The organism is Burkholderia sp. BCC1998 (assembly GCF_905339875.1).
Lineage (GTDB): Bacteria > Pseudomonadota > Gammaproteobacteria > Burkholderiales > Burkholderiaceae > Burkholderia.
In genome coordinates, this window is sequence record NZ_CAJPHE010000036.1 from 23,536 (window position 1) to 45,606 (window position 22,071).

Annotated in this window: 21 protein-coding genes; 10 read left to right on the forward strand and 11 right to left on the reverse strand. The window is 68.1% G+C overall.

Annotated elements, in window-relative coordinates; genetic code table 11:
* The first annotated feature begins 78 nt into the window (after positions 1-78).
* From U5A56_RS35160 to U5A56_RS35175, 4 genes are all read left to right on the forward strand, one after another.
* Positions 79-303, forward strand: a complete 225-nt coding sequence (locus U5A56_RS35160) for a hypothetical protein (protein ID WP_321927106.1) — start codon at positions 79-81, stop codon at positions 301-303.
* Positions 300-932 (forward strand): lysophospholipid acyltransferase family protein, encoded by a 633-nt coding sequence (locus U5A56_RS35165; protein ID WP_124489497.1) that lies wholly within the window; start codon positions 300-302, stop codon positions 930-932. The genes U5A56_RS35160 and U5A56_RS35165 overlap by 4 nt, the downstream gene beginning before the upstream one ends.
* Positions 933-968: 36 nt before the next feature.
* Positions 969-1,898, forward strand: coding sequence for a phosphatidate cytidylyltransferase (locus U5A56_RS35170; protein WP_044848429.1), 930 nt, complete (start codon positions 969-971; stop codon positions 1,896-1,898).
* A 132-nt stretch (positions 1,899-2,030) separates the two neighbouring features.
* Positions 2,031-2,852, forward strand: a complete 822-nt coding sequence (locus U5A56_RS35175) for a carbon-nitrogen hydrolase family protein (RefSeq protein ID WP_124489498.1) — start codon at positions 2,031-2,033, stop codon at positions 2,850-2,852.
* Positions 2,853-2,904: 52 nt separating this feature from the next.
* Here the strand turns inward: U5A56_RS35175 and U5A56_RS35180 are convergent, their stop codons facing one another.
* The 3 genes from U5A56_RS35180 to U5A56_RS35190 are packed head-to-tail and all read right to left on the reverse strand — an operon-like array spanning position 2,905 to position 5,916.
* Positions 2,905-3,216, reverse strand: coding sequence for a hypothetical protein (locus U5A56_RS35180; protein WP_044848439.1), 312 nt, complete (start codon positions 3,214-3,216; stop codon positions 2,905-2,907).
* Positions 3,216-4,577, reverse strand: a complete 1,362-nt coding sequence (locus U5A56_RS35185) for an acyclic terpene utilization AtuA family protein (protein ID WP_321927108.1) — start codon at positions 4,575-4,577, stop codon at positions 3,216-3,218. The genes U5A56_RS35180 and U5A56_RS35185 overlap by 1 nt, the downstream gene beginning before the upstream one ends.
* A 40-nt stretch (positions 4,578-4,617) precedes the next feature.
* Positions 4,618-5,916, reverse strand: a complete 1,299-nt coding sequence (locus U5A56_RS35190) for a citrate:proton symporter (protein ID WP_321927110.1) — start codon at positions 5,914-5,916, stop codon at positions 4,618-4,620.
* Positions 5,917-6,013: 97 nt separating this feature from the next.
* On the opposite strand from U5A56_RS35190, the gene U5A56_RS35195 reads away from it, so the two are divergent.
* The gene (locus tag U5A56_RS35195; RefSeq protein ID WP_321927112.1) at positions 6,014-6,910 is read left to right on the forward strand and encodes a LysR family transcriptional regulator; all 897 of its coding nucleotides are present in this window, start codon (positions 6,014-6,016) and stop codon (positions 6,908-6,910) included.
* A 39-nt stretch (positions 6,911-6,949) separates the two neighbouring features.
* Here U5A56_RS35195 and U5A56_RS35200 read toward each other — a convergent pair whose 3' ends face one another.
* Complete coding sequence (locus U5A56_RS35200; RefSeq protein WP_044848424.1) at positions 6,950-7,534, reverse strand: flavin reductase family protein; 585 nt, start codon at positions 7,532-7,534, stop codon at positions 6,950-6,952.
* A gap of 452 nt (positions 7,535-7,986) precedes the next feature.
* On the opposite strand from U5A56_RS35200, the gene U5A56_RS35205 reads away from it, so the two are divergent.
* Together U5A56_RS35205 and U5A56_RS35210 are read left to right on the forward strand one after the other, a co-directional pair.
* Entirely contained in the window at positions 7,987-9,147 is a 1,161-nt protein-coding gene (locus U5A56_RS35205; RefSeq protein ID WP_124489503.1) for a porin, read from the forward strand.
* Positions 9,148-9,565: 418 nt separating this feature from the next.
* Complete coding sequence (locus U5A56_RS35210; protein ID WP_321927114.1) at positions 9,566-10,813, forward strand: transglycosylase SLT domain-containing protein; 1,248 nt, start codon at positions 9,566-9,568, stop codon at positions 10,811-10,813.
* Between the two features lie 21 nt (positions 10,814-10,834).
* Here the strand turns inward: U5A56_RS35210 and U5A56_RS35215 are convergent, their stop codons facing one another.
* Entirely contained in the window at positions 10,835-11,170 is a 336-nt protein-coding gene (locus U5A56_RS35215; RefSeq protein ID WP_321801541.1) for a hypothetical protein, read from the reverse strand.
* Between the two features lie 271 nt (positions 11,171-11,441).
* Positions 11,442-12,188, reverse strand: coding sequence for a MipA/OmpV family protein (locus U5A56_RS35220; protein ID WP_321927128.1), 747 nt, complete (start codon positions 12,186-12,188; stop codon positions 11,442-11,444).
* Positions 12,189-12,436: 248 nt separating this feature from the next.
* Here U5A56_RS35220 and U5A56_RS35225 point away from each other — a divergent pair, with 248 nt between their 5' ends.
* Positions 12,437-13,165 carry a response regulator gene (locus tag U5A56_RS35225; RefSeq protein ID WP_124523917.1) on the forward strand — a complete coding sequence of 243 codons (729 nt, stop codon included), beginning with the start codon at positions 12,437-12,439 and terminating at the stop codon, positions 13,163-13,165.
* The gene (locus tag U5A56_RS35230) at positions 13,166-14,521 is read left to right on the forward strand and encodes an ATP-binding protein (RefSeq protein WP_044848419.1); all 1,356 of its coding nucleotides are present in this window, start codon (positions 13,166-13,168) and stop codon (positions 14,519-14,521) included. It abuts the gene before it with no gap.
* 45 nt (positions 14,522-14,566) lie between these two features.
* Here the strand turns inward: U5A56_RS35230 and U5A56_RS35235 are convergent, their stop codons facing one another.
* From U5A56_RS35235 to U5A56_RS35255, 5 genes are all read right to left on the reverse strand, one after another.
* A complete protein-coding gene (locus tag U5A56_RS35235; RefSeq protein ID WP_321927119.1) occupies positions 14,567-15,817 on the reverse strand; it encodes an MFS transporter in 1,251 nt (416 codons plus the stop codon).
* 34 nt (positions 15,818-15,851) lie between these two features.
* Positions 15,852-16,949 (reverse strand): porin, encoded by a 1,098-nt coding sequence (locus tag U5A56_RS35240; RefSeq protein ID WP_321927121.1) that lies wholly within the window; start codon positions 16,947-16,949, stop codon positions 15,852-15,854.
* A gap of 123 nt (positions 16,950-17,072) precedes the next feature.
* A complete protein-coding gene (locus U5A56_RS35245) occupies positions 17,073-18,041 on the reverse strand; it encodes a VOC family protein (protein WP_321927122.1) in 969 nt (322 codons plus the stop codon).
* 11 nt (positions 18,042-18,052) lie between these two features.
* Positions 18,053-19,843, reverse strand: coding sequence for an FAD-dependent monooxygenase (locus U5A56_RS35250; RefSeq protein ID WP_321927124.1), 1,791 nt, complete (start codon positions 19,841-19,843; stop codon positions 18,053-18,055).
* Positions 19,844-19,886: 43 nt separating this feature from the next.
* Positions 19,887-20,738: a fumarylacetoacetate hydrolase family protein gene (locus tag U5A56_RS35255; protein WP_321927126.1), complete on the reverse strand. Its 852-nt coding sequence runs from the start codon at positions 20,736-20,738 to the stop codon at positions 19,887-19,889.
* A gap of 159 nt (positions 20,739-20,897) precedes the next feature.
* Here U5A56_RS35255 and U5A56_RS35260 point away from each other — a divergent pair, with 159 nt between their 5' ends.
* A complete protein-coding gene (locus tag U5A56_RS35260) occupies positions 20,898-21,635 on the forward strand; it encodes a GntR family transcriptional regulator (RefSeq protein WP_044848413.1) in 738 nt (245 codons plus the stop codon).
* The last annotated feature ends 436 nt before the right edge of the window (positions 21,636-22,071 follow it).

A 22,071-nucleotide genomic window follows, 5' to 3' on the forward strand; every position in this document is an offset into this window, starting at 1 on the left:
TGGCGTTTTCGACGGAAACTCGCGATAATCCGCTGGCCCGTGAGCGCAGCAATTCACTCGAACTGTCGCCGGGCGCTCGTGCAACAGCCGATTATCACGCCGTCGAACGGCGCATTCGCCGCAGCGCAACGTCTGCCGGCGCATCGTCCGATGATCGCGGCCCTGCGACAGGCAGCCACGAATTTGAAAAAACTTGAACAATGGCCGTCCGGCGCGCATCCTGCCGCGCCGGCATTCCGGGATTCCGCCCGCCGCGCCCGCGCGGCCGCGCGGGCATGCACGCAGGAGGCGCGGCGCCGATGAACATCCTGAACATCTGGCAGCGCGATTTCCTGCTGTCGATCGTGCGGCTCGTCGCCGGCGCGTATCCGGTCTGGCATCAGGCGCCGCCTTCCCCGACGCAGAAGATCTACTTCTCGAACCACACGAGCCACATCGACACGCTCGCGATCCTCGCCGCGCTGCCGCGCGACGTGCGCGCGGTCGTGCGGCCCGTCGCCGCGCGCGATTACTGGGACAGCGGCGACCTGAAGCGCCACATCGCGCAGAAACTGCTGAACGTCGTGCTGATCGACCGTCACCGCGAGAGCGGCGGCGACCCGTTGGACCCGGTGCGCGATGCATTGCGGCAAGGCCATTCGATCATCATCTTCCCGGAAGGCACGCGCGGCGCGGACGTGTTGCCGCAGCCGTTCAAGAGCGGCCTGTTCCATCTCGCGACCGAGTTTCCGAACGTCGCGCTCGCGCCGGTCTATCTGGAGAACCTGCAGCGCATCATGCCGAAGGGCGCGATCTGGCCCGTGCCGCTGATCTGCAAGGTGCACTTCGGCGCGAACGACGCGCTCGGCGCCGGCGAAGACAAGCCGACCTTCCTCGCCCGCATGCGCGACGCGATCGTCGCGCTCGCGCCGCCGCAGCGGCCGGCCGGCTGAACGCGGCGCCCTCCTATCCCTTTTCCGGACCTCTTCATGCGAACTCTCTTCTGGGAACTGGTCGCGGGCGTCACCGGCGTGCTGGTGCTCGCGACCGTGATCGGCGCGATCCTCGGCGCGCGCAGCGGCGGCGCGAGCGCGACCATCGTCAACCTGAACCAGCGCATCCGCGCGTGGTGGGCGATGATCGCGATCATGGTCATCGCGATCAGCCTCGGCAACAACGTCACATATCTGGTGTTCGCGCTGCTGTCGTACCTGACGCTGCGCGAGTTCATCACGCTCACGCCGACGACCGCGAGCGACCATACGACGCTCTTCATCGCGTTCTTCGTCGCGATTCCGGTGCAGTACCTGCTGCTCGGGATCAACTGGTACGGGATGTATTCGATCTTCGTGCCGGTGCACCTGTTCTTCGCGATGTCGCTGGTGTCGGCGCTCACGCAGGACACGCGCGAATTCCTGAGCCGCAACGCGAAGATCAACTGGGCGCTGATGGTGTGCGTGTACGGGCTGAGCCACGCGCCGGCCGTGCTGATCCTCGACATTCCGCGCTACGCCGGGCAGAACGCGCTGCTGCTGTTCTTCTTCCTGTTCGTCGTGCAGATCAGCGACGTGCTGCAGTACGTGGTCGGCAAGCTGTGCGGGCGCCGCAAGATCGCGCCGCAGCTGTCGCCGTCGAAGACGGTCGAAGGCTTCGTCGGCGGCGGCCTGCTCGCGACGCTGTGCGGCGCGTCGCTGTATCGCGTGACGCCGTTCAGCTTCGGCGCGGCGTTCGGGATCTCGCTCGCGATCGTGATCGCGGGCTTCGTCGGCGGCCTCGTGCTGTCGGCCGTGAAGCGCTCGCTCGGCACCAAGGACTGGGGTTCGATGATCGCGGGCCACGGCGGGATGCTCGATCGCGTCGACTCGGTCTGCTTCGCGGCGCCGGTGTTCTTCCACCTCGTGCGCTACCTGTACGTGTGATGCGCGGGCGGCGCGGCATCGCAAGCACTAACGCGTCGGCGGGATGGGAAACCGGCGTGTTCGGCGCATACTGACGCTCATCCCCACCCTTGCGCCGCATCGCGCGACGAGCCACTGCCACCGAACCCGCCCATGAAACTGAAGCTCGACATCGTGCAGCTCGCCGGCCGCGACGGCGACACACCGTACAACCTGCGGCGCACGCTCGACGCCATCGCGAGCTGCGCGCCCGGCACCGACATCGTGATGTTTCCGGAAGCGCAGCTCACCGGCTTTCTCGATCCGTCGAATCTCGCGCGCGTGGCCGAGCCGCTCGACGGTCCGAGCATCGGCGCGGTGATCGCGGCCGCGCGAGCGCGCAACGTCGCGGTGGTGGCCGGGCTGATCGAGAACGACGGCGGGCGCTTCTACAACACGACCGTGTTCGTCACGCCGGACGGCATCGCACTGCGCTACCGGAAGACCCACCTGTGGCTGAGCGAGCGCGACGTCGTGCTGCCCGGCGACCGCTACGCGAGCGTCGAATGGCGCGGCGTGCGGATCGGCCTCTTGATCTGCTACGACAGCGAATTTCCGGAAACCGGCCGCGCGCTTGCGGCGCTCGGCACGCAGCTGATCCTCGTGACCGACGGCAACATGGAGCCGTACCGTCAGGTGCATCGCATGTCGGTCTCGGCCCGCGCGATGGAAAACCAGGTGTTCGCGGTCGTCGCGAACCGCGTCGGCGCAGGTGCGCACGACGTCGTGTTCGCGGGCGGCAGCCTCGCGGCCGATCCGTTCGGAAACCTGATCTTCGAAGCCGGCAACGGCGAATCGCGCCATACGGTCGAACTCGATCTCGACCAGGTCGCCGCGTCGCGCGCGCTCTACGACTATCGCGCGGATCAGCGCCTGCACATCGCAGGCGAACGCATCGAGCACGCGGACGGGCGTCGCGAATGGTTGATTCCGTGAGCATGAACCTGGCGGCGAACGCGGCCGGCTGGCGATGCACGCCGCCACATCGTCACGCCGGCTCCGGCACATCGATCGCCAGCAACACCGAGCTGACCGACTTGCCGTGCGCATCGAGCGCGAGCGAACGCGTGACGCCGCCGCCGAGCGCATCGCGCAGCACGAAGTTGAACGCGGCAAGCGCCGGCAGCTCGTAGCGCACGACGTCGCCGTGCACGATGCCCGCGAGCCATCCCTTCACCGCGGCCGCATCGAGATGCGCGCGCAGGTGTTCGTAGTGACGCGGATCGCGGCAGATGACCGATACGTTCAGCGTATTGCCCTTGTCGCCGGTGCGCGCATGCGCCAGTTCACGCAATTGCATCATGCCTCCACGAAAGAAAACGACGGCGTCACGGCCGTGCGCGGCAGCAGCACCGACTGCACGGCGATCACCTCGCGCGTCGACTTGAACGCACCGCCGCCGCCGGCCGGCCCGTTCGTATAGAGCGTCTCGACTTCGTTGCCGATCCGCGCGGCCTCGGCGGCGCTCGCCGCACGGCCGGCCACCCGCACGCGGACTTCGGCCGGCTCGCCGCGCACGGCGGGCGTCGCGTCGCCGTACAGCGCATCCACGCCGATCAAATCGAAACGCAGTTCGGTCGCGGCCACGCCCGTCAGCGCGAGCCGCTCGCGGACGATGTCGAGCGCGAGCCGCGCGCGTTCCAGCGCGCCCGGCCCGCCGTACGAGATCTGCCCTTCGCCGATATGGCCGTCGACGTACGCGACCGACACCTTCAGCGTCCCGGTGCGTGCGCTGCCGCGCCCGCCCGTCACGCGCACGCGGTCCGGCGCCTCCTCCGCCACCGCCACGCGCGTGAAATCCGCGACGACGTCGGGCTGCAGGTAGCGCGCCGGATCGTGAATCTCGTACAGCAGCTGTTCCTTGCAGGTCGCCGCGCTCACGCGGCCGCCCGCGTGCGGCACCTTGGTGATCACGACCGAGCCGTCGGCCGCGACCTCGCCGATCGGGAATCCGAGCCGCGCGAGATTCGGCACGTCCTTGTAGCCGGGGTCGGCGAAATAGCCGCCCGTCACCTGCCCCGCGCATTCGAGCAGATGGCCGACGACCGTCGCGGCCCCGAGCGCGTCCCAGTCGTCCATCCGCCAGCCGAACGCGTGGATCAGCGGCGCGGCGAACAGCGACGGATCGGCGACGCGCCCGGTCAGCACGACGTCCGCGCCGGCCGCGAGCGCATCGACGATCGGCGCGGCGCCGAGATACGCGTTCGCGGACACGATGCGGTCGCGATACGCGGCGACTTCGTCGCCCGACTCCTCGAAGCGGAACGCGCCGCGCAGCACGACGTCGAGCACGTCGTCGCCTTCGACCGCCGCGACCTTCAGCCCGGCGAGGCCGAGCGACTGCGCGATCCGCGCGGTGCGCCGCGCGGCCGCGCGCGGGTTCGCCGCGCCCATGTTCGACACGATCCGCACGCGCTTGTCCGCCGCCACCGGCAGCACGGCATGCATGCGCGCGTCGAGCAGCGGATCGTAGCCGAGCGCAGGATCCTTGCGCCGCGCCTGCTGCGCGAGCGCGATCGTGCGCTCGGCCAGGCACTCGAAGACGAGATAGTCGAGCTGCCCGTGTTCGGCCAGCTCGACCGCGGGCTCGATCCGGTCGCCCGAGTAGCCGGCGCCCGCGCCGATGCGCACGCGCCGTTCGTGTGATGGCTTTGCTGTCATGTCGGTACCGTGATCCGGCGCTCGCGCGCCGGGAAAAAAATCAAAAGACGCCCAGCACGACGCACGCGATCGTCATCACGATCGAGGCGCCGAACAGCAGCGGGAACGTGAACTTCTGGTGCTCGGCCAGCTCGATGCCGCACAGGCCGACGACGAGGAACGTCGCGGGCGTCAGCGGGCTGACCGGAAACCCGGTCGTCATCTGGCCGAGCAGCGCGGCCTGCCCCACGTGCACGGCCGGCACGCCGAGCTGGCCGGCCACTTCGGCGATCACCGGCAGCACGCCGAAGTAGAACGAATCGGGATCGAACAGCATGCTGAGCGGCATCGACGCCAGGCCGAGCGCGACCGGAATGTGGCCGGCCATCGACGGCGGCACGAAGCCGACCGCCGCCTGCGCCATCGCCTTCAGCATCCCGCTGCCCTGCATGATCCCGGTGAACACGCCGGCCGCGAGCAGGATGCCGGCCATCATCAGCGCCGCGCGCGCATGCGCGTCGATGCGCTTCCTCTGCATGTCGACGTCCGGGTAGTTCACCATCAGCGCGATGCACAGCCCGACCATGAACATGATCGCCGGCGGAATCTTCTCGCCCATCACGACCATCGTGCCGAGCACGACGAGCGTCAGCAGCAGGTTGAACCAGAACAGGCGCGGCCGGCGCAGCGCCTGCTCGTCGGGCGTCAGCGCGCGGGTCGGCAGCGGAATCGACGCATCGTCACGCGACAGGCCGAGCCGCTTCTCCTCGCGCCGCCCAAGCCAGTACGCGACGCCGAACACGAACACGAGCCCGATCGCCTGCACCGGAATCAGCGGATTGAACAGCGCCGACACCGGCAGGTGCAGCGAGGCCGACGCACGGATCATCGGCCCCGTCCACGGCAGGAAGTTGATCCCCGCGGCCATCGACACGGCCGCTGCCAGCACGCGCCGGTCCATCTTCAGGCGGTCGTACAGCGGCAGCACCGCGGGAATCGTCACGAGAAAGCACACGGCGCCCGAGCCGTCGAGGTGGATCAGCAGCGCGAGCAGCGTCGTGCCCATCACGATCCGCGTGGGCCGCGTGCCGACCGCGCGCAGGATGCGGTCGATGATCGGGTCGAGCGTGCCGGCGTCGGTGATCGTCCCGAAATAGAGGATCGCGAACACGAACATCCCGACCACGGGCGCGAGGCCCTTCAGCCCGTCGATCACGAACTTGCTGGTATGCAGCCCGAAGCCGCCGATCAGCGACGCCGCGATCGGCACGATGATCAGCGCCACGAGCGGCGACATGCGCTTGGACAGAATCGCGGCCAGCAGCACGACGATCGTGCCCAGCCCGAGTAACGGCAGCATCGGTGTCTCCTACCTTGTCTTTTGTTGGAGACGAGCGTAAGGTCGGCGCAGCGATAGCACAATTGAAATGATTTGATCGCAGCAATCACGAACCGTTATGGATCTGAACCTTCGCGACATTCGCGCGTTCGTCACCGTCGCGCAGGCCGGCAACTTCACGCGCGCCGCCGCGCGGCTGCACCTGTCGCAGCCGGCGCTGACCGTGCAGATCCGCCGGCTCGAGGAGATCGTCGGCGCGCGGCTGTTCGACCGCAACAGCCGCAGCGTCGCGCTCACGCAGACCGGGCGCGAACTGCTGCCGCTGCTGCAGCGCTCGCTCGACGACATGGAGCGCGTGCTGCGCGACGCGCGGGCGCTCGGCGAAGGCGCGAGCGGCACGGTGCGGCTCGCGTGCCTGCCGACGTTTGCATCCAGCCTGCTGCCGGAGCTGATCCAGTCGTTCCGGTGCGACGTGCCGCGCGCGGGCTTCGACATTCGCGACGGCGTCGCGAGCCTCGTCACCGCGCTGGTGCGCAACGAGGAAGCCGATCTCGGGCTGACCGGCGGCGACGCGTTCGACGCGTCGCTGGACGTGCTGTACGCGGGCGCCGACCGGCTCGTCGCCGTGTGCCCGAAGGATCATCCGCTCGCGCGCAAGCGGCGCGTGCGCACCGCCGACGTCGCCGCCGTGCCGCTCGTGCTGACCGCACAGGGCACGAGTGTGCGCAGCGTCGTCGATGCCGCGCTGGAAGCGGCCGGCTGCACGCCCGACATCGCGTGCGAGCCGACCTACATGATGACGGCCGTCGCGATGGTGCGCGGCGGCCTCGGCGTGACGATCCTGCCGGCCACCGCGCGCGAGGTGCGCGCCGAGCCCGACCTCGTCGCGAAACCGATCGACGACCCGGCGTTCGTGCGGCCGATCGCGCTCGTCGCGAAACGCGGGCGCACGCTGTCGCGCGTCGCGCAGGCGTTCGCCGACGTGATGCTGGCGGAATTGAAAAAGCGCGCGTGAACCGCGCGCCCGAATCGCGAACGAAAGCCCGCTTTCTGCCTACTGCGCGTCCGGATCGACGTGCAGCGATTCGCCGATCGCATAGAAGTTGCCGCCCGCGATGTAGTGCAGGCTGCGCAGCGCCGGATCGGCCGATTCGAAATACCAGTGACCGTCGCGGAACACGCGCGTGTCGGACCATGCGCCGACCACCTCGCCAATGAACAGGTCGTAGGCCTGCTGGTTGTGCGGCTCGGGAATCAGCTTGCACGCGAGCCAGCCCGAGCAGCCGGCGACGAACGGCAGGTCATGGCCGGCGACGTCGAACAGCGTGACGCCCGCCTCGCGCAGCTTGTCCGGCCGCTCGGCGAGACTGTGACTGCCGACCGCATGCGTGAGCTGGAGCTGCGCGGCCGTCGGCACCTGGATCACGAAGGTGCCGCTGCGCTCGACCAGCTCGCGCGTCTTCGCGGACTTGTCGAGCACGACCGTCAGCTTCGGCGGCAGGAAATCGAGTGCGCAGGCCCACGCGGCGGCCATCACGTTGTCGACGCCGTCGTGGCGGGCCGACACGAGCACGGTCGGGCCGTGGTTGAGAAGACGGTAGGCTTTCTTCAGCTCCACCGGAGCGATGTGACTGTCCATGCGGGTTCCCTGGTGAGCGGCACGACGCGTGCCGGCCGAGGCCAGCATTCTCGCACTCCGTGCCGATCGCCGCTGACGGCGCGCGCGGGCGCGCTACGTCACACCCAAATCGCTCGCGCGGTGCGCGCGATAACACACTCGGCCCGCATCGCGCGATTCGATTCGTTAAATAATCAATTGATGAATCGACGACCCATGCATCGTCGTCGAAATTCGACTGGAAATCGTGCGGAATTATCACGATTCCGGCAATACGCCGGTCGCGCCATCTCGAAATTCAAATCGATTGATACACGATTCTCAATAATGTGAATCTCTCAATGAACCTTGCCGCAGCATGCATCTGTCGGCTTTATGTCACATCGGAGAATTTCGTTTTTGCCGTTCGTCTGCGGCTCGGTAGTCTCCTGCCATTCCGGTTCAAGAAAACAGGCCAATCGCAAGGAGATGAAATGAAACGCACGACCCTCTCGCTGATTTCGCTCGCGTCGTTCGCGGCGATGCCCGCCGCGCATGCGCAGTCGAGCGTCACGCTGTATGGCGTGATCGACACGTCGATCACGTACGTGAATCATGCGCAGGGCAAGGACAACGCGTGGATGCTCGGCAACAGCAGCGCAGGCAATCTCTCCGGCAGCCGCTGGGGCGTGAAGGGCAGCGAGGATCTCGGCGGCGGGCTGAAGGCGCTGTTCCAGCTCGAGAACGGCTTCGACCCGAGCAGCGGCCGGCAGGGCCAGGGCGGCCGCCTGTTCGGCCGGCAGGCGTTCGTCGGGCTGTCGAGCGACCGCTACGGCACGCTCACGTTCGGCCGCCAGTACGACCCGCTCATCGACCTCGTGCAGGGCATCACCGCCGACAACTATCTCGGCAGCGTGTTCGCGACGCCGGGCGACGTCGACAACTACGACAACAGCTTCCGCGTCGACAACGCGGTGAAGTACACGTCGGCCGTGTATTCGGGCCTGCAGTTCTCGGCGATGTACTCGTTCGGCGGCATCGCCGGCAGCACCGGCGCCGCGCAGTCGTATTCGGCCGCCGTGTCGTACAACAACGGGCCGTTCAGCGTCGCGGGCGGGTACTTCCACGCGACCAACAGCCCCGCGTCGAACGGGCTGCGCAACGGCTGGACCAGCTCGTCGGACGGCACCTTCGACGGCCCGATCAACACCGGCTACGCGAGCGCGCATTCGATCGGCATCGCCCGCATCGCGGGCCAGTATGTTGCCGGCCCGTTCACGTTCGGCCTCGGCTACAGCAACGCGCAGTACCGCCGCGACGCGAGCTCGGTGTTCAACTCGAACGAGCACTACAACACCGGGCAAGGCTTCGTGAACTACCAGGCGACCAATGCGCTGCTCGTCGGGCTCGGCTACAGCTACACGCGCTCGGGCGGCGATACGTCGGCGACTTATCACCAGGTGTCGGCCGGCGCGGACTATACGCTGTCGAAGCGCACCGACGTGTACCTGACCGCCGCGTACCAGCATGCGAGCGGCCAGACCGGCGACGGCAACGGCGGGTCGATGGCCGCGCAGGCGTCGATCGGTTCGTACGGCTATGCGGGCACGAGCTCGCAGACGATGGTCAACCTCGGCCTGCGTCACCGCTTCTGATCGACGAGGGCCGGCTGCGTGAGGCATCGCGCGGCCGGCCGGTCGATACCGGATTTCGGGAGTCGAGGATGCATCGACACGGCGGCTGCGGCCGCCGTCGTCGTTTCTATGACCCGCGCACCGGCGCGCCTTTTATCGTCCGTTTCGCTGCACCATTCATTGCCGCATTCGCCGCGCAACTGACGCGTGGCGTCAGTATTTCGATAGCGGCCGCACGCCGGCATGCGCACGATAATCGGCCCTTTTTACCGATTCCATCCTGTCGCACGGAGATACCGGCGCCCGCGAAAATCCGCGACAAATCCGCCGGCAAATGCAAAGGAAAGTTTGACGCGAGCCATTTGCCTGCGCGCTATGGCACACTTCGCGTCTGCGTAATTTCCTTGCACCGGGCGGCCGGATTCCGCCCCATCCTGCCATGCCGCGTCAGACTGCCCGTTCGATCAGCCAAGCCACGCCGAAGATCGCCGCGACGATCGTGTTGTCGTGCGCGCTGCACGGGTTCGCGCGGGCCGACTGCCTCGACGACGCGGCCACGTTCCAGAAAGTGAGCGTGAGCCTGTTGCGCGGCATCGCGCAGGTCGAATCGGGGATGAATCCGAACGCCGTCAACACCAACACGAACGGCACCGTCGACATCGGCCTGATGCAGATCAACAGCACCTGGCTGCCGACGCTCGCGCGCGAAGGCATCACGCGGGAAAGCCTGTTCGATGCGTGCACCAACGCGTACGTCGGCGCGTGGATCCTGTCGCAGAACATCCGCCAGCTCGGCGCCAACTGGAACGCGATCGGCGCGTACAACGCCGCGTCGCCCGACAAGCGCCTCGCATATGCGCGCAAGGTCTATGATGCAATCCGGACCATGCCGGATTCGCCGGATACTCCCATGCCCATCCTTCCGCCCTCCTTCACGCCGCCGCAACAGGTGCAGGCGTACAACCCGTTCGCCAGCCTGAGCGTGTCGGCACCGCCGGTCGCACGGCCCCGCACGCTCGCGCCTGCCGCGCCGCCGCCGCAACCGCAAGGCGGGCCGGCCGGCCCGGCCGGCACGTACAACTTCGGCTGGACCGTCACGGGTGCCGACCAGGCCAAGCCGACCCAGGTGTTCGACGACGGCGCGCGGATCTACGTGCAGTTCAGCGACATGAAGCACGTGCCGGCGATCTTCACCGAGACGTCGTCGGGCCGCGTGCTGATGTCGTGGGAGCTGCAGTTCCCGTATGCCGTTCTGACGCGTCCCGCGCAAACGTTAATCTTCCAGCTCGGGCCGTTCGAGGCGCGCGCGCAGCGCGGCGCGACGGGGACGACCGCTCAGGCGGGCGCGGCACCCGCAGCGGGCACGCAGCGTTCGGGGGCGACGGCCGCCACGGCAGCGACGGCGACGGCAGCGCCCGCATCCAGGCACACCGCCAATGCAGCGGCCAAGCGCACCGCCTCGGCCGATGCGCTTTGGTATATCGACACGGCGTCCACGTCGGGTTCGGCGGCAACCTCGAGTCAGGCCAATACGTCGACGGCATCGACCGCGTCGAACACGCCTGCGACGTGGCCCACCGCAGTGACGTCGAACACGCCGCCGCCGGTTGCGACACCTCAGGCGCCCGCTGCGACGAAGCAGGGCGCACGCGTCAGCACCGACGCGCTCTGGTACATCTCGAAGTAACGCTCGGGCCGGCCCGATCCCTCACCCGCGCCGCACCCAGATCACCTTGCCGTCGCGAATGCCGAGGTCGCGGCGCTCCTCGCGATAGTCCATCGTGCCCGGCAACGACTGGCCATCGCGCTCGAGCACGCGCCACAGGCAGCCGTCGAGCAGCGCGGCCGCATCGGCCTCGGTCTTGCCGATCAGCGCGTCGTCCGGCGTGGCGTCCGCCTTGCACGCGTTCACGGCGCCCGACGGCGCGGGGTTCGTCACCGCGCCGCCGGCGGTGGCGTTGGGGTGCTTCGTGTTCATGTCCGCACATCCCGCAAAGGTTGCGCTCGCAACGAGTGCCGCGAGCATCGCGATCGTGTTCTTCATCGGTTTCTCCCTGTCGCGGCCCGGCGCGGCAGGTGCGGGATGCGCGCACGCACCGGGCGTTGGATCCATGATGGGTTCTGCGCGCCACCGGCCGGTAAGGCACCGTATTGCGCGATCCGTTCGAGTCGAATCGGCTCCGCGCAGTCGCCTCGACAGCCTGACGCCGAAGCCGAAGCCGAAGCCGAAGCCGAAGCCGCCTTCATGTTACCGCACCGATCCGCGGCGAAGTCGTGCTCCCCGGACGGGGCGCTGGCGAATCATGCCGGCCGCGTCAGAACTTGTACGTCACGCCGGCCATGCCGAAGTAGTTGCTGCGCGTCTGGACGATCGGGCTGTCGCCATAGCGTCCGAGCAGCCGCGTGAAGCCGCTGGTCGCATGCACCGACCAGTGCCGCGACACGCCCCAGTTCCATGCGAGCGACAGCGTTGCGCTGTCGACCCCGCCGCTCGTCGAATACGGCCTGAAGCCGCTCGCCGCCGACTGCGCGTCGGTCACGCCGTAGAACGTCTGCATGTAGCGCCCCGTGCCGGCATGCACGCTGCCGGTCACGACAATATCGTGGCGGCCGGCCTTGAATACCGGCACCGCGAGATCGACGTGGCCGGACAAGCCGCGCGACGTATGCGTGACCGGCGCATCGATCGCGATGCTCAGTTCACCGCCATCGAGCAGCTGCACGCCCGCACGCATGCCGACGAGCACCGAACCGGGGATCCGGCCCATCCCCTTCAGGTGATCCGAACCCGCCAGGTCGAAACGGTTTTCGTCGGAACGGCCACCGGCATAGCCGAGCGCTGCCGACACGAATGCCCCGTGCGGCAGGTTCAAACGGTAGCCGGCGCCGGCTGCCGTGTCGATGAAGAACCCGTTGCCGAACATCGCGGAGAACGACGGCGCGACGACGGCGCGATACTGGTTGCTGCCCTGGTAGCGCGGCGCGAACCCGCCGCCGAGCGATATCGCGTACTGGTTTTCGGCGTGGGCGACGGCGGCAAGGGTCAGGCCGGCAAGCGGCATGCAATAGCGCAACGAGCGCAGCGAACGGAAGGATGGACTCACGATGTCGAGACAAGAGTGACGGAGCCCGAAGTCTAGGTACGACGGCGCGGCAGCACTGTCCTGAATCTGCGGCAAATGTGTGCTCAATTGTGATCGTTTGTTCCCGATTGTCGTATCGCGGCCCCGGCGGCCGCCACGCCGGATAGAATTCGCCGGCCGCGCATTCATCGGCATCGAGAAGCTGAACGCGCGCAACCGAGGAGACCATGAACGACAATCCGCTCAAATACCGTGTGCTGCTGATCGAGGACGACGACCGCCTCGCGCAGCTCGTGCGCGAATATCTCGACAACTATGAATTCGCGGTGACGGTCATACGGCGCGGCGATCTCGCGGTCGCCGCGGTGCGCGAGCATCAGCCCGCGCTCGTGATACTCGACCTGATGCTGCCGAACCTCGACGGGATGGAAGTCTGCCGGCGCATTCGCGCGTTCACCAACGTGCCCGTGCTGATCCTCACCGCGCGCGCCGACGTGTACGACCAGGTCGCGGGCCTCGAAACCGGTGCCGACGATTACGTGACCAAGCCGATCGAGCCGCGCGTGCTCGTCGCACGCGCCCGTGCGCTGCTGCGCCGCGCGCAGCCTGCCGCGTCCGAACCGGCGGCCGACACGCAGCCGCACGCCCTCGTGTTCGGCGAGCTGACGATCTCGCCGCCGAACCGCACGGTCACGTGGCGCGGGGAACTCGTCGACCTGAAGACCACCGAGTTCAACCTGTTGCTGATCCTCGCGCGAGCGGCGGGCACCGTGCTGAGCCGCGACGACATCCTGAAGCAGTTGCGCGGCATCGAATTCGACGGGCTCGACCGCTCGGTCGACTCCGGCATCTCGAAGCTGCGCCGGCGCTTCGAGGACGCTTCGTCGGAGCCGCAACGGATCAAGACGATCTGGGGCCGCGGCTACCTGTTCAGCCCTTCCGCGTGGGACGACTAAATGCTGCGCCCGTTGATCAAGCTGTACCTCATCGTGATCCTGTGCTGTGCCGCCTCGATCGTATTCATTCAATGGTCGTTCAACAGGATTTTCTACGAGCGCGTGGCGCAGGCGCAGCGCAACGCGCTGACCACTTACGCGTTCGTGCTGAACGATTACCTCGAACGCCATCCGGGCGGCAAGCGCAGCCTCGCGCTGCGTGAACTCGCGCAGCACGGCAACGAGCGATTCGGTTTCGTGACGATGGCCGACGCCCGTGCGCAACTGCGCGGCGGGCCCCTGCGCGATCTGGACGCCGGCCGGATCGCGATCAGTTACGACCGCAGGAACTACTACATGCCGCTCGCGGACGGCTCGGTCCTGCATGCCCGCCCGATCGCACCGGCCGACCTCGACATCCAGATCTACGCATACGGGATGACCGCACTCGCGGCCCTGTTCGCCGTCGCGCTGTGGACCTCGTATCACTGGCGCGACCTGCGCAAGCTGCAGGCCGCCGCGCACGCGTTCGGCGCGGGCAACCTGTCGACGCGCGTGAAGCTGTCCGGTCGCTCGAACATCTACGCGCTGTCGCAGCAGTTCAACGACATGGCCGAGCGGATCGAGGCGTCGATCAAGCAGCAGCGCGAGATGATGCACGGCATCTCGCACGAGCTGAAGACGCCTCTCGCGCGCCTCGAATTCGGGCTCGCGCTGCTCGCCGAATCCGACGAAAGCGGCCGCATGCGCGAGCGCCGCGACGAACTGCGGCGCGACGTGCGCGAACTCGACGAGCTGGTGACCGAGCTGCTGACGATCGGGCGGCTCGAACAAGGCGCAAGCGAACTCGCGCCGATGGACGTCGCCGTCGATGCGCTGATCGACAGCGTGGCCGGCAACGTCGCGAACGACGTCGCCGACCGCGGCCTCACGCTCGGCGTGTCGACGACCGGCGCGCCCGCTACGCACGTGTGCGATCCGAAACTCGTCGCACGGGCGCTGCTGAACCTGATCCGCAACGGCGCACGTTATGCGTCGCGCACCGTCCTGCTGTCCGCGACGCACGACGCGTCCGGCGCGCTGGTGCTGAGCGTGGACGACGACGGTCCCGGCATCCCGGTCGCCGAACGCGCGCGCGTGTTCGAACCGTTCCAGCGGCTCGACTCGAGCCGCGACCGGCAGACCGGCGGGTTCGGGCTCGGGCTCGCGATCGTGCGACGCGTCGCGCTCGTGCACGGCGGCGACGTGCGGCTCGAGGATTCGCCGCTCGGCGGCGCCCGCTTCGTGATTTCGTTGCCGCCGCGGGCATTGCCGGAATTCCTCGGCGACACGCCACCGCGCACGGAGCACGTGCGCGCCGGCACGGCAACGCCGTAACGACGCGCGCCAAGCGCAGCGACGGCCGGCCGGTCCGTCACGCCGTCACGACTCCGCGAGCGAAACCGTCCTCGTGACCCGCGCCGGCGCGGTTTCCTTCAGTGCCAGCGCGACAAACAGGCCGAGCACCAACGCGCCCATGCCGAGCTGCATGATGTACTGGATGCCGAAGTGCTTCGCGACGTAGCCCGCGACCGACGGCGCGATGCCGCCGCCGAAGATCTCGCCGACGCCGATCACGAGCCCGGACGCCGTGGTCATCAGTTGCGCCGGAACGGCTTCCGCGCTGATCGGCCCGACCGTCAGCGTGATCATCGCGAAGACGAAGAAGATCGTCGCCAGCAGCCCCGCGAACAGCGCGGCCGGCTCGGCACCGGTGCGCGAAAACACCCACATCGACACGAACGCGCCGATGACCGACAGCACCATCACGGGCCGGCGGCCGATCCGGTCGGACAGCGCCGGCATCGCGAGCCCGCCGAGCGTGCCGCCGATGCCGGTCGCGGACAGCACGAAACCCATCTGCTGCAGACCCAGGTGCAGGTAGTCGGTCAGGTAGTTCGGCAGCAGCGCGCTCAGCACGATCAGGCAGGTCAGCCAGCACAGCATCCCGACGAAGCACAGCGTCACGTTGCGGTAGCGCAGCACGTCTCGCCAGCGATGACGGCCGGCATCGGCCGTGCCGGTATGCGCGGCCGCGCGCTCGGCGCTGGTATCGCGCAGCACCTTCCACGTCAGCGCGCAGACGACGAGCCCCGGCACCGCGACCATCGCGAAGATCCAGTGCCACGGCACGACGCGCATCAGCTGCGTGACGACGACCGGAGCGATGCCCAGGCCGAGCAGCGGCAGCGCCGCCTGCTGAATGCCGACGTTGCGGCCGTGGCGCGCCGGGTCCGACGCATCGAGCGTCGCGGTGATGCTCGACGGCGTGTACGCCCCTTCCGCGAAGCCCATCACCGCGCGGATCGCCATCAGGCTGCCGACGCCCCACGCGAGCCCGCTCGCGCAGGCCAGCAGCGAGAACGCGAGCATCGCCGGAATGATGACCTTGCGATGACCGAAGCGGTCGGACAGGTTGCCGGTCAGCAGCGCGGACACGCCCCACGCGACCGACAGCGCCGCCGTGATGTGACCGAGATCCTGGTAGTCGAGTTTCAGGTCCCGCATCATCACGGGAAAGAGCGGCATGATCATGAAGCGGTCGACGCCGACGAGCCCGAATCCGAGCGCGAGCAGCGCGACGATCTTCCATTCGTACGAGGTGTCCCGGTCGGACACGCGTGCGTGGTTCATCTGGTTTCTCCAAAGGGGTGCGCGTGCCGCGCGGTCAGAACACGGTATGCATGCCGATGCGTGCGATCGCCTGGTTCGCGCCGGACGATGCACCGTCCGGCTCGAGCACGCCGTTGATCTGCGCATGGGCGCCACTACTCGCGCGCTGCCACGCACCGCTCGCGTAGACCATCGTCCGCTTCGACAAGCGGTACTGGATCGTGGCGGTCAGCTGGTGCGCGTGGTTGTCATCGAGCGTCGCGTTGCCCTTCATGTACATGTAGTCCGCGCCAAGCGTGGTCGCGCCGTTCAGCTTCCATGTGCCGCCGACCTCGCTCATCCACGCGGCGCCGCCCGACGCCGCATTGCGCACGGTCGTGAACAGCGCGCTCAGGTTGGCCACGCCGAACCCGTAGCGCAGCCCGGCGCCCCAGTTGCGCACGCTGGTCGCGGGCGAGCCGGCCTGCGCACCGTATTTCTCGTTCGTATAGGCGGCGGCCGCGCCGAACGTGCCGATCGAATAGTCGGCGCCGACGCTCACGGTGTTGTTCGCGCCGATGCTGCCGGGCACGCCGCCGAAGCCGTACAGCGCGCCGAATTTCAGCCCGCCGACCACGGGGCTCACATACTTGACCGCGTTCGCGACGCGCCGGCTGCCGGCCATCCGGTCCCAGTCGAACGCGCCGGTCGGGTTGCCGGGCAACGCGAGCTTCTGGAACGGGCCGTTGCGCAGGTTGTACAGGCCGCCCACGTCGCGCGCCGCGTCGACGCCGCCGAAGAACAGCGTGTCCGCCATGAACTCGTACTGGTTGCCGAGCGTGACCGTTCCGTAGCGGTCGTGCTGCAAGCCGACGAATGCGGTGCGCGCGAACAGCCCGTCGCCGATCGTCGTGCCCGAGCCGATCGCGATCTGGCTGACGAGCTGGAAGATCGCATGCATGCCGCCGCCGAGATCCTCGCTGCCGCGCAGCCCGACCAGGCTCGGCGTGAAAATGCCGTCGTCGAATTTCGCGACGCCGTGACCGCCTTCGTTGCTCACGTAACTCACGCCTGCATCGAGCAGGCCGAACAGCGTGACGCTGCTCTGCGCGGATGCCGCGCACGCATGCCCGAGCGCCAGCACGCCGATTGCACAGGTCTTCTTGCTGACCATCCTGATCTCCAAATGTAATTCGTTATACTGATTGATATGGCGAGAATGAAATGCCTGACGCGTCCGGCCGCCCGGCCCGACGAGCGCGCGCCGGCGCAAGCCGGCGGCATGCGGTGCGACGATTCAGCCGGCTTCGGTGTTCTCGAAGAAATAGCCCGGCACGTCCGGCCCCCACAGATACAGCGAGTCCTCTGGCGGGTGATCGCCGACCGGCCACTCGACGCCCGCGCCGACATAGTCGATGTCGGCCGAATACTCCCAGAACGAGCCCCACGGATCGCGCACGTACTGGAAGTAGTTCGAGCCCAGCACGTGGCGCCCGACGCCCCAGCCTTCCACGTAACCGGCCCGCTGCATCTGCATCTTGCCGAGCCCGACGTCGTCGACGGCCGGCACATCCCATGCGCTGTGATGCCAGCCCTTCGCGGTGCCCTGCGCGAAGGCGATCAGGTGATGGTCGCTGCCGTGGCGTGCGTGGAGGAACGCGACGATGCCGGCGGCGCCGTCCGACAGGCCGAGGCCGAGCGCCTGCTCGTAGAACGCGATCGCCCGGCCGATGTCCGGCGTGAACATCAGCACGTGCGACAGCCGCGCCGGATGCACGATCGGGGCGTCACCGCGAAACAGCGCGCCGCGCTGCGGCCGGATGCCGGTCGCGCGCGGCGGCGCCGGCTTGCATGCGGGTGTCGTCTTCGCCCCCGCCTTCAACTGCAGCAGGTTGCCGTCCGGGTCCTCGAACCAGAAGCCGTCGTCCGGCGCCTGCCCTGCCGGCGCCGCCGCCGCGCGCCCGCCCGCGGCAAGAATCTGCGTGCGCAGCGGCGCAAAGTCGTCGGCGAAGCAGTTCAGCGACAGATACGCGAGCCGCTTGCGCGGCCCTTCGCGCAGGGTCGCCCAGACGTGGCCGCCGGATTCCGTGCGCAACCGCAGCGCGTGCCCGGCTTCCTCGACGTCGAAGCCGAATGCCGTCACGAACCGACGGGCGTCCGCGAGGCCCGGCACGTCGAGCGAGAAATGGTCGATGCTGTGGATGCCGAATGCGGCACGCTTGCGTGTCGCATTCGCCGCAGCCGTCGTCGTCGTTGCAGTCGTCATGCCGGCCTCCGTTACGCTTCGGCGAGCGCGACCGCATCGGCCCGCGCGCGTGCCTGCCCGGTGCCGCCGAGAATCCGGGACAGCACGCGGCGCAGCGCGCCGGCCGGATCGTCGGCCAGCGCTTCCGAACGCCATGCGACGAAGCGGTCGGGCCGCACCAGCACGCAGCCGTGATCCTCGATCTCGCGCTGCCGCGCCCAGTCGCCGTACACGTCGAAGGTCCGCGTGCCGGGCGCGATCGATACCGCGCGGATCTCGATGCCGAATTCGTCGCCGACCCGCTGCGCCGCATCGAGCCACGCCTGGCCGCCGGCGCCCGTGAGCACCGTGAACGCACCGCGGCCGACGAGGTCGAGCGTCGACACCTGTTCGCCGCCGTGCTGGATCCATGCATGCGGAATCGATGCGCCCGGCGTCGTCGTCGGATGATAGTAAAGCTCCGGGTCGCGCGACGGAATCGGGAATGTCGCGCCGTCGCGCACGATCGCGGACGACGTGTAATGCTGCCCGAGTTCGACGCCATGGCAGTTGAACTGGTAGTTCTGCAGTTCGACCGCATCGGCGAGCGCCTTGCGGCGCTTCCGGCCAGCGTCGTCCTCGGCGAACAGCCCGTCGAGCGACGCCCAGCCTTCTTCCGCGCTCTGCCCTTCCGAGAAGCCGAGTGCCTTCGCGATCGGCAGCATCTCGCCGACCGATTTGATCGCACGATTCACGACCGTCTCGGCAACCGGCTGGCGCTCGTCCGAATAGGTCTGCAAGAGCGCGGGCGATGCCTGCCCCTTCACGATCATCGCGAGCTTCCACGCGAGGTTGAACGCGTCCTGCACCGACGTGTTCGAGCCGAGCCCGTTCGCCGGCGGATGACGGTGCGCGGCGTCGCCGGCGATCGCGACGCGGCCCTTCACCATCGTGCGCGCGACCATCCGGTTGATCGTCCACTTCGACACCGCCTTCACGCGGATCGGGATCTCGGGGTCGCCGATCGTCGCGCGCGCCCGCGCGATCACCGCGTCGTGGCTCAGGTCGGGCTCGCCGTCCTTCGGGTTGTACATGAACAGCAGCACCCATTCGTTCCACGGCCGCACGCAGATGTAGGTGCCGCTGCCGACCCAGTAGTCGCTGCCCGGCTGGCTCATCCAGTACAGCACGCCCGGGCGGTGCGCGGTGTATTTCTCCAGGTCGACCTCAAGCCAGCAGTTCACCGCGCAGCCGAGCCCCATTTCGCCGTCGAGTTCGAAGCCGATCTGCTTGACCACGAGGCTTTGCGCGCCGTCCGCGCCGACCGCGTAATCGGCGATCACCTCGATCTCCTCGCGCGTCACGACGTCGACGAGCTGCGCAATCACCGCGTCGTCCGTCTGACGAATCGACACGAGTTCGGTGTTGAACAGGATATGCGCGCCGTACTCCCGAGCCGCGCCGAGGATCACCGGCTCGAGCAGATGCTGCGGCGCATTGCACATCTGCGACGGGCTGGCTGCCTCGTAGTCGGCCTTGCGCTTCGTGCCCGTGCCCCAGGTCTGCAACCGCGCAATCTCGCGATCCGCGAAGCTGGTCGCCCACACGTTGTTGGTCATCAGCTCGTTCGGCGTCGCGAGCGCTTGCACGCGCGCCTCGATGCCGAGATCGCGGAACACCTCGACGGTGCGCTGGTTCGTGATGTGCGCGCGCGGCGAATGGGCGGTGCCCGGATAACGCGTGATCGCCAGCACCTCGACGCCGTATTTCGCGAGCAATGCCGCGGTCGTCAGCCCGGCCGGCCCTGCGCCGACCACCAACACCGGAACTCGAATCTGTCTCATGTCTTCCTCAGTCTCTTGATTGGGTCCGTTCAACGGCCGGCGTTCATTGCGCCGCGTCTTCGTCGCGCACCGGATTGCGCAGGATGCCGAGCCCTTCGATCTCGACCTCGCACACGTCGCCGTCGCGCATGATCAGCTTCGGGTCGCGCGCCCAGCCGATGCCGGCCGGCGTGCCGCTGACGATCACGTCGCCCGCTTCCAGCGTGATCGCCTCGCTGACGATCGCGATCAGCGTCGCGACGTCGAACAGCATGTCGCTCGTGTTTGCCGACTGCACGACCTTGCCGTTCAACCGCGTTTCCAGCCGCAGCCCGGCGCCGCCCGCCGGCAGCTCGTCGGCGGTGACGAGCGCGGGGCCGAAGGCACCCGTGCCGTCGAAGTTCTTGCCGACGGTCCATTGCGGCGCCTTGAACTGGTATTCGCGCACCGACCCGTCGTTGAACACCGAATACCCGGCCACGCACTCGAGTGCGCGTGCCTTCGGCACGTGACGGCCGCCGCTTTTCAGCACGACGGCCAGCTCGCCCTCGAAGTCCAGCGAATCGGACACGCGCGGCCGGATCATCGCCGCGTCGTGGCCGATCAGGCTCGTCGTGAAGCGCGGGAACAGCGTCGGATAGGAAGGCTGTTCGTACGGGCTTTCCTTCGTGTGGTCGGCATAGTTCAACCCGACGCAGATGATCTTGCCGGGCCGCGTGAGCGGCGGCAGCCACGTCACCTCGTCGACGTGGAAGGTCGGCCCGGCCGATGCCTGCCGGTCGGCGAAGCCGGCCAGGTCGGTACCGCTCGCGAGCAACTGTTCGAGCGTCGCATCGCCGAGCGACACGATGGTCGAGTCGCGCTGCACGCCGAGCATCCGTTTGCGGCCATCGGGCGAAAAATTCACGTAACGCATGACATCTCCAGATCAAGGGGTCGCCGCCGGGCTGGCCGCGATTTAGATACAAATTTAGAAAATATATATATTTTCGTCTTTGCATGTTTACCCTAGCCTTCGCATACGTCCTCCAGTTCTGCATATAATTTGGCCATCTGGAGGGAAATATTCGTGGACATGACGTTTGACGACGCAGTAACCGGCGGCTCGCGAACCATGGCGTCGGTGCTGGCCGACACCATTCTTCGGGACATCGTGTCGGGTGCGCTCGCCCCCGGCTCCAAGCTGAAGATCCGGGAGCTGGCCGACCGCTATCAGGCCGGCGTGATCCCTCTGCGCGAAGCCGTGTCGCGACTCGCGATGAGCGGCTTCGTCGAGGCGGAGGACCAGCGCGGCTTTCGCGTGACCCCGGTATCCCGCGCGGATCTCGAGGACATCACGTCGGTGCGGCAGTGCATCGAATCCGAGGCGCTGCGCGACGCGATCGAGAGCGGCAACCTCGAATGGGAAGCGTCGGTGCTCGCCGCGTTCCATCTGGTGAACAGCCTGCCGACCGTCGTCGACGAGCCGCCGCGGATGAACCCCGACTGGGAACGCGCGCACGACCACTTCCACGCGACGCTGCTGGCCGGCTGTCGTTCGAAATGGCTGAAGCATTTCGCGGCGACGTTGCGCACGCAGACTGCGCGCTATCGGCATCAGTCGCTGCGCAGCCAGCATGCGGACACGCGCGATGTCGGTCGCGAGCACGAGGAGATCGTGAAGGCCGTGATCGCGCGCGACGCCGATCGCGCGTGCGAGCTGCTGCGCGCGCACTTCGCCGCCACCGCACGGCTCGTGCTGGAAGACACCGCGCCCGCCGGCGGCGCGGCGCCGGCCATGCGTACCGCCGGCAAGGCACGCGCGCGGCGCTAGGCCGCGCGTTTCGTTCGTCACCCGCTCCCGCCGCCCGCGTCGACTCCCCCGATCCGCACCGCCGGATCGGGCCGGCCGCCACGCCGCTCGATCGCCGCATGCGCGGCAACCGTCGCCGTCACACCTGTCAGTGCTCCTGATCATGCCGCTCATGGTAGCGGCACGCTGCGCCCGGTCGCGCCCGCATGCCGTTCGATGAACGAGAACACTATGTTCTGTCCGCGCGCGCTACGCACCGCCGGGCGAATCGCATAAGCTGACGACACTCGCCGGCACCCGAATCCGGCGAATCGCCAGGCGCGCGCCGCGTCGAGGTCGCGCCGCACCGTCGCGCTTCGATCGTCGCGGCACCGCACCACAGCAGAATCGCATCGCGCCCGCACGACGGGGCGGCGCGATCGTGATCCCCAGCCGCCCCCCACCCTGATCTGGAGAG